Source organism: Sphingomonas sp., assembly GCF_024508665.1.
Classification (GTDB): domain Bacteria; phylum Pseudomonadota; class Alphaproteobacteria; order Sphingomonadales; family Sphingomonadaceae; genus Sphingomonas.
Genome location: NZ_JANINP010000003.1, coordinates 144,724 through 158,524 on the forward strand (window position 1 = coordinate 144,724; position 13,801 = coordinate 158,524).

13 protein-coding genes are annotated in these 13,801 nt (G+C 65.5%); 3 read left to right on the top strand and 10 right to left on the bottom strand.

Going from position 1 to position 13,801, the window contains the following annotated elements; translation table 11 throughout:
* Positions 1-190 precede the first annotated feature (190 nt).
* The 4 genes from Q0L25_RS05890 to Q0L25_RS05905 form a co-directional block, all read right to left on the bottom strand.
* Positions 191-1,291, bottom strand: a complete 1,101-nt coding sequence (locus tag Q0L25_RS05890; RefSeq protein WP_296612444.1) for a glycosyltransferase family 2 protein — start codon at positions 1,289-1,291, stop codon at positions 191-193.
* Positions 1,288-2,337 carry a 3-isopropylmalate dehydrogenase gene (leuB, locus tag Q0L25_RS05895; protein WP_296612446.1) on the bottom strand — a complete coding sequence of 350 codons (1,050 nt, stop codon included), beginning with the start codon at positions 2,335-2,337 and terminating at the stop codon, positions 1,288-1,290. Before leuB ends, Q0L25_RS05890 begins: the two co-directional genes overlap by 4 nt.
* A 47-nt stretch (positions 2,338-2,384) precedes the next feature.
* Positions 2,385-2,996, bottom strand: a complete 612-nt coding sequence (locus Q0L25_RS05900) for a recombination protein O N-terminal domain-containing protein (RefSeq protein WP_296612874.1) — start codon at positions 2,994-2,996, stop codon at positions 2,385-2,387.
* A gap of 153 nt (positions 2,997-3,149) precedes the next feature.
* Complete coding sequence (locus Q0L25_RS05905; protein WP_296612448.1) at positions 3,150-3,635, bottom strand: hypothetical protein; 486 nt, start codon at positions 3,633-3,635, stop codon at positions 3,150-3,152.
* A 256-nt stretch (positions 3,636-3,891) separates the two neighbouring features.
* On the opposite strand from Q0L25_RS05905, the gene Q0L25_RS05910 reads away from it, so the two are divergent.
* Positions 3,892-4,695 (top strand): arginyltransferase, encoded by an 804-nt coding sequence (locus Q0L25_RS05910; RefSeq protein ID WP_296612450.1) that lies wholly within the window; start codon positions 3,892-3,894, stop codon positions 4,693-4,695.
* 122 nt (positions 4,696-4,817) lie between these two features.
* Here the strand turns inward: Q0L25_RS05910 and Q0L25_RS05915 are convergent, their stop codons facing one another.
* The 6 genes from Q0L25_RS05915 to Q0L25_RS05940 all read right to left on the bottom strand — a co-directional run bounded on the left by Q0L25_RS05915 (position 4,818) and on the right by Q0L25_RS05940 (position 11,582).
* Complete coding sequence (locus tag Q0L25_RS05915; protein WP_296612451.1) at positions 4,818-5,522, bottom strand: transglutaminase family protein; 705 nt, start codon at positions 5,520-5,522, stop codon at positions 4,818-4,820.
* The gene (locus Q0L25_RS05920) at positions 5,522-6,457 is read right to left on the bottom strand and encodes an alpha-E domain-containing protein (protein WP_296612453.1); all 936 of its coding nucleotides are present in this window, start codon (positions 6,455-6,457) and stop codon (positions 5,522-5,524) included. The genes Q0L25_RS05915 and Q0L25_RS05920 overlap by 1 nt, the downstream gene beginning before the upstream one ends.
* A gap of 172 nt (positions 6,458-6,629) precedes the next feature.
* Positions 6,630-8,060, bottom strand: coding sequence for a circularly permuted type 2 ATP-grasp protein (locus Q0L25_RS05925; RefSeq protein ID WP_296612455.1), 1,431 nt, complete (start codon positions 8,058-8,060; stop codon positions 6,630-6,632).
* 258 nt (positions 8,061-8,318) lie between these two features.
* Positions 8,319-8,627, bottom strand: coding sequence for a hypothetical protein (locus Q0L25_RS05930; RefSeq protein WP_296612457.1), 309 nt, complete (start codon positions 8,625-8,627; stop codon positions 8,319-8,321).
* 82 nt (positions 8,628-8,709) lie between these two features.
* Positions 8,710-9,546: a subclass B3 metallo-beta-lactamase gene (gene bla, locus Q0L25_RS05935; protein WP_296612459.1), complete on the bottom strand. Its 837-nt coding sequence runs from the start codon at positions 9,544-9,546 to the stop codon at positions 8,710-8,712.
* Complete coding sequence (locus Q0L25_RS05940) at positions 9,546-11,582, bottom strand: protein-disulfide reductase DsbD (RefSeq protein ID WP_296612461.1); 2,037 nt, start codon at positions 11,580-11,582, stop codon at positions 9,546-9,548. Before Q0L25_RS05940 ends, bla begins: the two co-directional genes overlap by 1 nt.
* Positions 11,583-11,661: 79 nt before the next feature.
* On the opposite strand from Q0L25_RS05940, the gene Q0L25_RS05945 reads away from it, so the two are divergent.
* Together Q0L25_RS05945 and Q0L25_RS05950 are read left to right on the top strand one after the other, a co-directional pair.
* On the top strand, positions 11,662-13,308 hold the full coding sequence (locus Q0L25_RS05945) for an alkaline phosphatase family protein (RefSeq protein ID WP_296612463.1): 1,647 nt from the start codon (positions 11,662-11,664) through the stop codon (positions 13,306-13,308).
* Entirely contained in the window at positions 13,305-13,655 is a 351-nt protein-coding gene (locus Q0L25_RS05950; RefSeq protein WP_296612465.1) for a VOC family protein, read from the top strand. The genes Q0L25_RS05945 and Q0L25_RS05950 overlap by 4 nt, the downstream gene beginning before the upstream one ends.
* Positions 13,656-13,801 lie beyond the last annotated feature (146 nt).

The window sequence follows — 13,801 nt, forward strand, 5'->3', positions numbered from 1 at the left end:
GGCGTCCCGCCAACTTTGAATGTATCGCGACTGGGCCCCGGCCTTCGCCGGGGAGGCGTGACTTTGACGGAGCCAAGTAACGAAGTGCGCCCGGCGCGAAGTGAATTCGCGCCGTCGGTCGGCGCTTTGCGCCGCCGGCCGGGCTCGCCATGGCGCGCGGAATAGCGTGCGCTATTCCACTATGGCGAGCCTAGTACCTCCCCCAAACGAACTTGCTCGACAGCGCGTAATTCCACACCGCGCCGACCAGCACGCCGACCATCGCCGACGCCGCCCAGCTGCCGTCGCGGAAATCGTACAGGAACCCGGCGACGCCGACATTGGCGACCAGCCCCACCGCGCACACCGCGCAAAACGAAATCCAGCCGTCGACCAGTTGGCGCACGCCCTTCAGCCGGCGGTCGCGATAGGTCAGCGCATTGTTGAGGAAGAAATTGCCCGTCATCGCGGCGAGGGCGGCGATGATCTGGCTGGTCAGGAAATGCACGTTGAGCACGAACATCGCAAAGGTCAGCACCGCCATGTGCACGCCGACGCCGATCGCGCCGATCGCCGAAAACATCGCGAAGCGCACCGGAATCACATTACCGAACATGCGATCGTAGAGCGCGATCAGATATTCCATCGCGACGACGTGATCGAGCTTGCTCTCGCCTTCGGTGCGGACGCGGAACGTGTAGGGCAGCTCGCGGAAACGGAGCGGACGCGGCGATCCGGTCATGATGTCGAGCAGGATCTTGAACCCGATCGCGGCTAGGCGCGGCGCGAGATTGCGCACGATCTCGGTCCGGATCATGAAGAAGCCGCTCATCGGATCGCTGAGATCGGCCTTGAGCACATGCCGCGCCAGCTTGGTCGCCAGCGCCGATTTGGCGACGCGATCCTTGTCCCACTCGCCCGTCCCGCCGCCCGCGACGAAGCGCGACCCGATCACCACGTCGAGCGTCGGGTCGTCGTGCAAGGCCTTGGCCATCGCCGGCAGGATCGTCTCGTCATGCTGCAGATCGCCGTCGATCACCGCGACGAGCGGCGCAGCGGTCGCCAGCATCCCTTCGATACAGGCCGAGGATAGGCCGCGCCGTCCGATCCGCTGGATAACCCGCACGCGGCGATCGACCCGCGCCAATTCGCGCGCCGCGTCGGCGGTGCCGTCGGGGCTGTCGTCGTCGACGAAGATCGCTTCCCAGGCGACATGTTTCAGCGCCTCGTCGAGCTTGGCGACCAGCACGGGCACATTGCGACGCTCATTGAACGTCGGAATGACGACCGCGAGGTCGAGCAGGTCGCTCACAGCGCAGTGAGGATCGCGTCGCCCATCGCCGAGGTCGACAGCGTGCCGCCCAGATCCGCGGTGCGCGCGCCGCCCGCTATTGCCTTGGCGACTGCCGCCTCGACCCGGTCTGCCGAGTCCGCCAGATCGAGCGAATGCCGCAACATCATCGCCGCCGACAGGATCGTCGCGCACGGATTGGCTTTCCCTTGCCCGGCAATATCCGGCGCGGAGCCGTGGATCGGCTCGTACATGCCGAGGCTGGATCGCCAGCTGGATAGCGAGGCCGATGGCAGCATGCCGATCGACCCCGCGCACATGCTCGCCTGGTCTGACAGGATGTCGCCGAACAAATTGCCGGTGACGATCACGTCGAATTGCCCAGGATTGCGCACCAGCTGCATCGCGGCGTTGTCGACATACATATGGGTCAGCTCGATATCGTCATAATCGCCGGCGACCTCGTTGACGATGTCGCGCCACAATTGCGAGGTTTCGAGCACGTTCGCCTTGTCGACCGAGCACAATTTGCCGCGGCGGCGGCGCGCGGTCTCGAACCCGACCCGGGCAATGCGTTCGACCTCGGTTTCGTCATAGCGCATCAAGTCATGACCCTCGCGCACGCCGCCGGGTCCGACGCGACGGCCCTTTTCGCCGAAATAGACGTCACCGGTCAGCTCGCGGACGATGACCATATCGATGGCCCCCGCGATCTCGGGCTTGAGCGGTGAGGCATCCTCCAAGCCCGGCGTCAGCGTGGCCGGACGCAGATTGGCGAACAGGCCGAGTTCGCGGCGCAGGCCCAGGATCGCGGCTTCGGGGCGCAGCCGGCGCTCGAGGCCGTCGAACTGCGGATCGCCGACCGCGCCGAACAGGATCGCGTCGGCGCGCTTGGCGAGGTCGAGCGTCGTCGCGGGAAGCGGGTTGCCCGCCCGCATATAGGCCTGGCCGCCGACCGGCGCCTCTTCGAACGTCAGGTCGAGCGCCAGCGCGTCAAGCACGCGGCGCGCTTCGGCAATGACTTCGGGTCCGATCCCGTCTCCGGGCAGCAAGGCGATCAACGGCACGCGGCTTCCTTTCTCTCGTCCCGCCGCCTTTGCCGAGCGAAACGCGCTCACGCAACCGCGCGCTTGAGCCTTTCGATCAGGCGCGCGCGCGCCGCCAGCGCTTCGGCGCGGCGATCGGTCAGCAGATGCGCTTCGATCTCGCGCCCCGTCAGCGTCAGCGCGGCGATGATTTCGGGCCAGCCGGACTCCCCGGCCAGCGCCGGCGATTGGCGAAAACCATAGCCGAGTTCGGCCAGCAACAATTGCTCATAGCGCGCCAGCGCCACCGCCCAGCCGCGTGCCGCGGGCGCCGCCTCGATCGCGCCGATCATGCCGTCGAGCGCTTCGTAGAGGCGCGGATAGGGCTGGCTCTCGGGCAGCGCGATCGCGGTCAGCGCCGTCACCCATTCGAGCGCCGCGCTCGCCAATGGCTCGGAATACAGCGGGGCGCGGCTGTGGGTCAGCTCGACGGTCAGGCCGGCAAGCTGGTCGTAGGTTCGCGCGCGCCATTCGCCCATCACCAGATTGGCCGGTTGCAGCACGGGCCGCAAGGCGCGCGACCGCCCGCCGCGGATGTAACCCGCGATCATTCCCGCCTCGCGGGTCAGGCAGCGCACCACCGCATTGTGCTCGCCATGCTGGCGGACCGACAGGATCAGGGCTTGCGCGCGAAGATGCATGCCGCCGAGGTAGAGCGCCGGGCGAGGCGGCGCCACCTACAAAGCCCCTCCCCTTCAGGGGAGGGGTTGGGGTGGGGCCTGACCACCATCGACCCGCTTGAGGCACTGCCCCACCCCCAACCCCTCCCCTGAAGGGGAGGGGCCAGAATAAACTTAATCCGCCGCCGGCCGCAGCACCGGGCCGGTCGCGCGACGGCCGATTTCGTTCACGTCGTCCAGCGCTTCGACCAAGTCGCGATAGCGCGGATTGCTGCGGCTTTGCTGCGTCAGCATCACGGTATGAATACGCCCGTTCTGCCGCCGGGTCAGCGCGCAGTCGATACCGTCCATCACATACGGCTTTTCGGGCCGTACGGTGCGGCGTTCGAACCGCGCGATGTCGAGCTCGCGCCAAATCTTCATGACCTCCATCCGGGTCGCCCGCGCGTGGAGCACGCCGCCGGACCGGCGAGTCACTTTCGACACCTGGCCGTTCGTCAGAATCCGCGTCTGTTCGTAGCGGCCGTCAAAGCCCCCGGTGCAGACGCTCTCGACATAATCGACGCCGCGGGGCGCGAAGGGCAGTACCGGTTGCACGCGCTGCGCCATTGCCGGGGCTGCAATGGCGACGATCAGAGCGGGAAACAGCAAGCGACGCATCATCATCTCCTTTGCCGGTGCTGCTAACCGGCGGTCCCTGAACCGAAGCTTGCGACAAAGCGAATCGGAGCGGCGACGAGCTGCCTTGCACCCGCGAGTCGCGAGGGCGTATTCTGCCGATGCAAGGCAGTTCGTCGCATTCTGGTGAATCGTTAACCACCTTTCTTGGTAAAGCCGCTTTTCATCACGCTCCGCTCGATTCATAGTGTGTTCCCAGAGGCCGGATGGACCGGCGTCGAAGGGGACCTAATCGTCGGTGACCGCGCCATTTCGCTTTCCGCGCTTTTTCGTGACGTCACCGTCGCCGTGCCCGTATCTGCCGGGCCGGCAGGAGCGGAAGGTGTTCACCGAACTCAACGGTCCGCACGCCAGCGAACTGAATGACGCGCTCGGCCGGATTGGCTTCCGCCGCAGCCAATCGGTCGCCTATCGTCCCAGCTGCGCGGGATGTTCGGCCTGCGTCTCCGTCCGCGTCGTGGCGCCCGAGTTCAAACCCAATGCGAGCCAGCGCAAATTGTTGCGCCGCCATGCCGATCTCGAGATCACTGCCTGTAATCCCTGGGCAACCGACGAACAGTTTCAACTGCTCCGCCGCTATCTCAGCGCGCGTCATCCCGGCGGCGGGATGACGATGATGGACGACGGCGATTATGCCGGCATGGTCGAGCAATCGCCGGTCAACTCCGTCGTCGTCGAATATCGCGAGCCGAGCCTGCATGGCGAGCGCGGGCGGCTGGTCGGCGCGTGCCTGACCGACCAGCAGGCCGATGGCCTGTCGATGATCTACAGCTTCTTCCTGGCCGATGATGAAAGCCGCCCGGGGCTCGGCAATTTCATCATCATGGACCATATCCTGCGGTCGCGTGCCGCCGGCCTGCCCTATGTCTATCTCGGCTATTGGGTGAAGGGATCGGCGCGGATGGCCTACAAGACGCGCTACCGCCCGATCGAAGTGCTCGGCCCGTCGGGCTGGTCGTTGCTCGAGGACGAGGACGCGAACTACACGCCGCCGACGCACCCGGCCGAGCACGCACTGGCGGTTACCGGCCAGTTCGCCTGAAATTTCAGCACGGCGTCATTCCCGCGAACGCGGGAACTCATCTCTCCGACTTATCACAAACTTCACGGGCGTCGCTTGTCGAACGCTCGGGTGCTGGGTGCCCGCTTTCGCGGGGATGACGATCAGCTTACCGACCTGACCCGTCCTCCGACCACCGCCGCCACGCCATTCAGGTCGATCGCGCTCGCGACGCGCGCGTGATCCTCGCCCGCGGATAGTCCGATCGCCGGATCAAATCCGATCCAACCGACATCGACGACATAAGCCTCGGCCCAGAAATGCGGCATCGCGCCTTCATCGCGGGCGAGATAGCCCGAGACGTATCGCGCCGGGTAGCTCAGGCGTCGGGCCGCGGCGACGAACATCCCGGCCAGCACGTCCGGACCGGAATCGCCCGCACGGCGATGGAGCGCTACGTTGAGCAGATGCAGGCGATCGATATCGCCATCCGTTTCCTCGATCGCGTCGATCGCCAGCGGAGCCAGGTCGGGCGCATCCGACTGGCCCGGCGATTGCCGCAGGAACAGCGACGGCGGCAGCGGCTCGGGGTGCGCTGCGCTGAGGATGCCGGAGGATGGACCGGTGAATATCTCGCCGCCAAGATGAATTTCGATCCGGTCGAGCGGGCCGTCGGCATAGAGCATCGTCAGGACGTTGCCATAGCCGTCGCGACCGGCGCTGAGGCGAGCGTCGCAATCGAGACCGATCCGCCAGCCGACGACCGTCTGGTCGTGATTATCCTCGGGCGTGACGCGCAGCGCCAAGGTTACGCGGGATAATGAAGCAGTAAAATCGACAGTGATCGTATGATCGACCGAGATCCGCATCAGGCGAACTTGAACTGCCGGCCGATCGCGAAATGCAATTCGGCATTCTCTTCGATGAACGATTCGAGATATTGGTGCAGCCCGCCCAGGATCACGTCGGCCGATCGGGTCTTCATCATCCGCGCGTGGCGTCCGCGCGCCATCCGGTCGGCCTCGCCATGATGTCCGGTGCGTTTGGCGAGCAGGGACAGCAGTTCGACCGTTTCCTCGACCGATGCGGCCAGGCTGCGCGGCAGTTCGGAGCGCGCGATCAGCAGATCGATGACGTTCGCCGGCGACAGCCCGTCCGAATAAAGCCAGCGATACGCGGTCACCGCCGACACCGTCTGCAGGATCGTGGTCCATTGGTCGCGGTCGACGACCCCACCCACCATCTCACCTTCAGGCAACAGGATATGATATTTGACGTCGAGCAGGCGCGCGGTGTTGTCGGCACGCTCGATCGCCTGGCCGAGCCGGATGAACCAGGTCGTCTGGTTGCGCAGCATGCGATGGATCGCGCCTTCGAACCCGCGCGTCTCCGCCTTGACGGCTTCGGCCAGGTTCAAGGTCGCTGTGGCGCCGCCGGGCGACGAGCGGCTGTCGAACAACAGCCAGGCGCGATTGATCCCGGTCCAGGCGTCGCGGGTCAGCGCAGTGCGCACCGCACGCGCATTGGTCCGCGCCTTGTCGAGGCATTGTATGATCGACCCCGGATGGCTGGTGTCCAGCGTCAGGAAGCGCGCAACCGCCTGCTGCCCGAGCGTCGCGCCGGAGGCTTCGAACGCTTCCTGCGCGTCGATCACCGCGAGCGCGCTCGCCCAGGCGATCTCACCGGCCGGGCGCGGCGAGAGGACGTCGAGGCGGACGGTCGCTTCGACGAGGCGCGCGATGAAGTCCGCGCGCTCGACGTAACGGCCGAGCCAGTAGAGCGACGATGCCGTGCGCGAGAGCATTACAATTCCTCCCCGGCACGGGGAGGGGGACCGAGGCGCGCAGCGGCTCGGTGGAGGGGGCTTGCGACACACGGGCAGCAGCCGAGGAGGTAGCCGAAAGATGGGCCCCCTCCACCACTCGCTCCGCGAGCGGTCCCCCTCCCCGTTCCGGGGAGGATTTGGGACTCAACCCTCATGCTTGCACCTGGAAATGCGCGGGGCCGTTGTCCAGCAGCACGAAACTGTCCTTGGTCCCGCCCCCTTGCGACGAATTGACCACCAGCGAGCCTTCGCGCAGCGCCACGCGGGTCAGGCCGCCGGGCACCACTTGGATGCCCTTTGACCCGGTCAGCACGAACGGACGGAAATCGACATGGCGGGGAGCAAGCCCTTGCTCGACCAGCGTTGGAACCGTGGACAAGGCGAGCGTCGGTTGCGCGATGTAACGCTGCGGCTCCGCGACCAATGCGGCGCGGAAACGTTCGATCTCGTCCCGTGAAGCGGTCGGCCCGACCAGCATGCCGTAACCGCCCGACCCGTCGACCAACTTCACCACCAGTTCGTCGAGATGGTCGAGCACATATTGCAGCGCCTCTGGCTCGCGGCAGCGGAATGTCTGGACGTTGGGCAGCTTGGCTTCGGCGCCGGTATAATAGCGCACGATTTCGGGCATGTAGGAATAGATCGCCTTGTCGTCCGCGATGCCGTTGCCTGGCGCGTTGAGTAAAGCGACATTGCCCGCCGCATAGGCCGCAATCAGGCCGGGCACGCCAAGCATCGAGTCCGGACGGAACACCAGCGGATCGAGATAATCGTCGTCGATCCGGCGATAGATGACGTCGACCTTCACCCGCCCGGCGATCGTCCGCATCCACACGATATTGTCGTCGACCACCAGATCCGCGGCCTCGACCAGCTCGATACCCATCGAATCGGCGAGGAAGCTGTGCTCGTAATAGGCCGAATTATAATGGCCGGGCGTAAGTACGACGCAGACCGGATTGCTTCCCGTGCCGGGCGGGGCGACCGACTTCATCGTCTGGAGCAGGAGATCCGGATAGGAATCGACCGCCGCGACGCGGAACTGGCGGAACAGCTCGGGGCACAAGCGCAGCATCGCCTCGCGATTTTCGAGCATGTAGCTGACGCCCGACGGCGTTCGGGCATTGTCTTCCAGTACGAAGAAATCGTCGGGCCCGGTGCGGACCAGATCGATCCCGCAGATATGCGCCCAGATGCCGTGCGGCGGTCGCATCCCGGCGATCTCCGGCCGGAATTGCGGATTGCCGAAGATCAGATCCTCGGGCAGCACGCCGTCCTTCAGGATGCGGCGCGCGCCGTATATGTCGTCGAGGAAAGCGTTGATCGCCTCGACCCGCTGCACCAGCCCGGCGGAGAGCCGCGCCCATTCGTCGGCCAGGAACACGCGCGGCACGATATCGAACGGAATGATCCGTTCGCTCGCATCCTCATCGCCATAGACCGCGAAAGTGATGCCGAGCTGACGGAAGGTAACCTCGGCCGATTGCTGGCGGCGCCTCAATTCGGCGGGGTCGGTGACATCCAGCCATTCGCCGAGCGCGGTCAATTCGGGACGAACGAGCCCAGCACCCGAAGTGCCCATGATCTCGTCAAACGCCGGCCCAATTCCCACCAAATGCCAAAGCCCCGCTAGGTGTCAGAGTTCCATGCTGCAACGGAATGCTGCGGTGCACAAGCACCGCCGGAAATAAATGCGTTCGGGGCCTGCATTCCGGGGGCACAGGGACCGCGTGGAGCTGCGAGCGAACTGAGCCGAGCCCGCCTCCGGCTAAGCCGAAGCCTTGTGAAGGACCGCTTTTGGAAGGGACCGTGAACGACCAGGAACGGGTGGGAAGCGGACCTAATCGTATGCCGGGGTAGGCGAGACCACCCACGGCGAGTCTCGGTCATTTCGTTCAGCCTCGAACCCGAAATCCACTGTTGGCAACAATAGCAAATCCGGCTGCGATTCTAGGACGTGCGCCGCATGTAAGAACCGGCACTGCTCATCAAAATCATGATCGGGCGCGCCGCACAGGAACTGTAAGTCTCCATCGGCTTCATGAACGAAAAGAAGAACCGGCGCACCATCCATGACATGCTGACAGGTGAAGCAACCCTTGTCGCAGTCAAATGTATAACCCGCAAAACTGATCGTTGAAGTTGCCATACGCCCTTTGGCACAGAGACAGAAACGTCCGCAATCGCGGCCTAAGTCGACAGACAGCTTATAACCCCAACCCGGGTGGTCGCTATTTCGCAATCGCTTGCTGCTTGAGCAGTTCCTTGTCGAACGCCGCCTTGGACTCCGCCACCATCTTCGGCAGCAGGTCGGGCGTCAGCCACTTTCCGCTCGCCTTGCGTCCCATCACGTCGGACAATTCGGGGTGCGCGGTCAGCACGATGTCCGCCTTCATCGCGCCGAGGCGTTTGAAGCTGGCCCGGTAATCGGCGACGATGCCGGGATAGGTCTTGTTGCCGTAGAGCTTGTTGCCGGCGACCGACAAGCTGCACGGGAACACCACGCTCTTCACCCCCGCCTTCAGCTTCACTGTCGTCGTCCAGGTCGTGCAGCCGCTCGTGTGCCCGGCGGTCAGCAATGCGGTCATCGTCACGCCCCCAAGCGTCACCTTGTCACCGTCCTTCAAGCGGCGGTCGACCTTCACCGGCGGGAAAGTGCCGACATAATTCTGATCGCCGAAATGCTTGCCGTTCTCGAGCGCCCAGACATCCTGTTCCATCGCGTCGAGCTTCGCGCCGGTGTCGCGCTTCATCGCCGCGAACCCGCCGGCGTGATCGAAATGCGCGTGGCTGTTGAGCAGGATCTTGACGTCGGACAGCTTGAAGCCGAGCGCCTTGATGTTCGCCTCGATCGCCGGGACATTCTCCTCCATCGTGGCGTCGAGCAGGATCAGGCCCTTGGGCGTGACGATCAGATAGGATGCCAGTCCGGCGGTTCCGACATAATAGATGTTGCCGGCGATGCGGAACGGCGCCGTCGGCTGGGTCCAGGCCGGCGGATCGTCGGACGGCGCCGCGGCGACGAGCGATAGCCCGGCGATGGCCATGCCCAGCATCCTAACGATCATCACAATTCCTCCAGCAGCGACGGGCTCAACACCTGCGGCAATATACGCGGCTCGCCGCCGCCGGCGGGATAATAAATATAGAGCGGCACGCCCGCCCGATTATGCGCTTCGATGAAGCGGCCCAGCGCCGGATCGCCGTTTGTCCAGTCGCCGACCAGCACCGCGATGTTCTTCGTCTTGAACGAGGCGCGGACGGCATCGGTGTCGATCGCGACCCGCTCGTTGACCTTGCAGGTCAGGCACCAATCGGCGGTGAAATAGGCGAACACGGGGCGCCCCTGCGCGCGAAGCTGGGCGAGCCGTGCTTCGCTGAAACTTTCCTCGCCGGCAGACGTCACCTTTGCTTCGGCCGGTTGCACACGGATCAGCCACGCACTCGCGCCAGCAACGACGATCAGCAGGACCACAGCCACGGCCCCGAAGCTCAGCCCCCGCGCCTGACGCCGGCCGGCTACCCAGAAGACAATCGCCGCCCCGAGCGACGCGAGCAGACCCAAGGCCATGGCATTGACGCCTGCCTCCTTGCCGAGCACCCAGGCGAGCGCGACGGCGGTCAGCCACATCGGAATCGACAAGATACGCCGTAGCGTATCCATCCAGGCTCCCGGCCGGGGCAATCGTTTCCGCAACGCCGGCAAATAGCCGAGCAACAGAAACGGCAATGCCAGACCGAAACCGAGTCCGATGAAGATCGCCAGAGCCGCCGGCCAGGGCAGGATCAGTGCCGCACCGAGTGAGGTCGCCATGAACGGCCCGGCGCAGGGCGTCGCAACGAAGGCGGCAAGCGCGCCGGTGACGAAGGCACCGCCGGCACCGGCCGCACGGTTGACGAAACCGGGGACCGGCACCTCGAACACACCGGCAAGGTTGAGCGCGATCGCGACCGTGAGCAGCAACAGCAAGATGACGACATGCGGGTTCTGGAGCTGGAATGCCCAACCGACAGCGCTGCCGCCGGCCCGCAACGTCAGGATGACCACGCCCAGCGCGAAACACACCGCGATGGCGCCAGCCGCATAGGCCAAGGCCTCGTGCCGCGCGGCGCGCTCGTCGCCACCCGCCCGCGCCAGGCTCAACGCCTTCAGGCTCAGGATCGGGAACACGCAGGGCATGACGTTGAGGATCAGCCCGCCGAGGACTGCCCCGAGAAATGCTAGCAAGGCGGTCGACCAACCGCCGCCGCCGACCGAGGCAGCCGGAGCCGGTACCACACCACGATCGGCCGTCAGCGCGAGGGCATGGCCATCGACGCCCAGCACGCCCTGGATCGGTCCGGGAGCGCCCTTGCCCTTGGTGGTGATGACCAGCCGATCGCCGTCACGCGCAATCTTTTGCGGCTCGGCATAATCGATCGCGTCGGCAGTGATCGGATAGAAATAGGCGCCCTTCCCCGCCGCGCCCGCGGGATAGGGGATTGCGATCCGCAATGCGCCGCCTTGCGCCTGATAGGTCGCTTGAGAGCCGAGCGGCTGCGGCAGCACGCGCATCCATTGCGCGAATTGCGCGGCGCGCGCCGGATCGGGCCGCCCGTCGCCGACGGTCAGAACGGCCGAGAGATCGGCCTGTTCGGGAACGCACAAGGTCTTGGTGCAGACGAGATATTGCAGATGCAGCTTGATCGGCAGCGAGCTTCCGGCCGCCAGACCCTCGGGCACGGTCAGCGGCACGATCACCGCATAAGGCTGCTCGAACACATAGTTCATCAGGCCCGCGACGACGAGTTGCTGCGGCGCCGGATAGCGCGGGGCGCCCGCGCCAACGCCGTTGGGCAGCGTCCAGGCGAATTTCGCCGGAAAGCCCGCGTCTCCCGGATTTTGCCAATAACCGTGCCAGCCCGGCTGCGGCCGGGTGTCGAGCGCGAGATTGATCGTGCTGCCCGCTTTGGGCGTGGTCGTTTCGGCGACGAGCTCGATCTTCAGATGCGGCGGCGGGTCGTTTGCCGGGTCACCTTGCGCGGACGCCGGCACCACCCAGGCGAACATCGCCAGCAGGATCATCAGGATCATTGTCATCGGAACGAAACCGAACGCGCGCATGCGACCTCTTGTACCTGACACCCCAGCCCCTTAGCGGTCCTTCATCGCCTCGCCCAGCCCGCCAGCGGAGTTTTCCCCGATGCGCCTTCTCAAATTCGTCCCGCTTGCCCTCGCGGTTACGGCCGCCCCGCTCGCTGCGCAGGATGCGCCGCCGGTTGCCGCCTCCGCCACCACCAAGGCGCCGGCGCCGAAACTGGTCGTGGTGATTTCGGTCGATCAATTCTCCGCCGATTTGTTCGCCGAATATCGCAACCGGTTCACCGGCGGGTTCAAGCGGCTGCTCGACGGCGCGGTATTCCCCGCGGGCTATCAGAGCCATGCCGCGACCGAAACCTGCCCGGGCCATTCGACGATCATGACCGGCGACCGCCCCGCGCGCACCGGGATCATCGCGAACGACTGGTATGAATGGTCCGGGCCGCGGCCGGGATCGGTCTATTGCGCCGAGGATCCGTCGAAGGGTCCGGCCGGTAATTATGTCGCCTCCGACATCCACCTCCGCGTGCCGACATTGGGCGAACGGATGAAGGACGCAGATCCCGACGTCCGTACCGTGTCGATCGCGGGCAAGGACCGGGCGGCGATCATGATGGGCGGACACAAGGTCGACCAACTCTGGTTCTGGCGCGACGGCAAGGGCTTCATTTCCTATGCAGGCCGCACCGAGCCCGCCGCAGTGACCGCCGCCAACACTGCCGCCAAGGCCGAGATCGCCAAGCCGGGTGCCGCATTTGCCGAACCGGATTGGTGCAAGCCGGTCGACCGCGCCTTGGTGGCCAACGGCCAGACGGTCGGCGCCGGCAAGTTCGAGCGCCCGGCCAATGTCGAGGCGAAATGGAAGGCTTCCCCCGCCTTCGACAGCGCGATCGTCGGGCTGGCGACGGCGATGGTGCGGGACATGAAGCTCGGCCACGGCAGGTCGACCGATATCCTGACGATCGGCGCCTCGGCGAGCGACTATGTCGGCCACACCTATGGCACCGAAGGGTCGGAGATGTGCATCCAGCTCGCCAATCTCGATCAGACGCTTGGCAAGCTGTTCGCCGCGCTCGACAAGACCGGCGTCGATTATGTCGTCGCTCTGACCGCCGATCATGGCGGCAACGACATTCCCGAGCGCGAGCGCGAGCGCGCGATTCCGATGGCCGCCCGGGTTGCCGCTGCGCTGTCGCCCAAGGCTGTCGGCGATGCGATTGCCAAGGACATGGGGCTGACCGGCCGCATCCTGTACGGAGTCACCAACGGCGATGTCTGGATCGACCCCAAGCTGACCGGCGATCAACGCACCAAGGTGCTCGCCGCAGCGGTCGCGCATTATCGCGCCGATCCCCAGGTCGCCGCCGTCTATACCCAGGCCGATATCACCGCCGCGCCGCTGCCCGAAGGGCCGCCCGAGGGGTGGACATTGCTGCAGCGCGAACGGGCCTCGTTCGATCCGGCGCGCTCCGGCGACTTCGTGGTGTTCCTGAAACCGCGGATCACCGCGATCCCGCCCGGTGACTATCCGGGCGCAGTGGCGACGCACGGCTCGCCCTGGGACTATGACCGCCGCGTGCCGATCCTGTTCTGGCGCAAGGGGATGAAGGGGTTCGAGCAGCCGCTGTCGATCGAGACGGTCGACATCATGCCCAGCCTCGCCGGCGTGCTTGGCTTCGCGCTGAAGCCCGGCGATGTCGATGGCCGGTGCCTCGATCTCGACGGCGGCACCGCAAGCACTTGCCCATGAGCTACGAGATGCGCCGCGTGATTATCTTCACGCACAATTTCGCCGCGATGCGCGATTTCTATCGCGACATGTTCGGGCTGCAGGTCGTCGAGGAGGATGACGGCTGGGCGGACATGGCCGCGGGCGGCTGCCACATCGCGATCCATGCGGCGGGCAAAGGCGCGCCCAGCGCGGATGGCACAGGGCCGCACAAGATCGTGTTCCATGCGGACGACGTTGCCGCGGCGTGCGAGGATCTGGTGTCGCGCGCGGCGAAGATGGGGCCCGTCAAGGTGTTCGGCGACCTCCATCTGTGCGACGGCGATGATCCTGGCGGGAACAGGTTTCAGCTGTCGAACCGGCCGTAGGAACTCCCCTCCCTGCAAGGGAGGGAGCATTCAGGTCGGACAAGCCCCCGGCTTGACCTGAACAGCGCGGGGCGCTGTTCACCCGATGCTGGGTGGGTGCGCGCGTCTGCGCGCCCAAAAAGCTCCAAAGCGGATCGGCAAAATAG